Genomic DNA, 540 nt, shown 5'->3' on the forward strand with positions numbered 1-540 from the left:
TACCATCACCTACCACCATAGCACCGGTAGAGGAATGTGATACAATGGCAAATGATGGCGACCCAGATAATGATGGGGATGCTATTTTTGATCTTACCGGCCAGGTAACGACAGATATTATAAATGGTGAGGCCTTTGTGGGACTTAGTTTCCACGAGACAATTGCCGCTGCAGAGCTAGGCACACCAGCCATTGCAAACCCAGCAGCCTACCAGACGGTATCAAGAACTATCTATGTACGTGCAACAGATACAGACCCAGCTACCAGCACTGAGTGTTACCGTATCGTGGAGTTAGAACTTATCGTGCAACCTGCACCAGTACTACCTACCACCATCCCAGACCTTACTGAGTGTGATGATGATGGGGATGGGCAAGCGCTGTTTGACCTTACACAAAACGATGCAGTGATCTACGGGACACAAACCCCTGCAGCTATAACTCTTACGTACCACGAGACGCTTGCCAGTGCAGAAGCAATGGTAGGCAGTGCGGCAGATATGCCTATTGCAGATCCTGTAAACTACCTTGCCAGTGCAC

Annotated in this window: 1 protein-coding gene; it reads left to right on the forward strand. The window is 49.3% G+C overall.

Features of this window, described 5'->3' with window-relative positions:
• The coding region (locus ACFO5T_RS13910) for a hypothetical protein (protein ID WP_380035579.1) at positions 1 to 540 on the forward strand (540 nt) is incomplete at both ends.

Origin of the sequence: Dokdonia genika (assembly GCF_042652845.1) — a bacterium.
GTDB classification, from domain to species: Bacteria; Bacteroidota; Bacteroidia; order Flavobacteriales; family Flavobacteriaceae; genus Dokdonia; species Dokdonia donghaensis.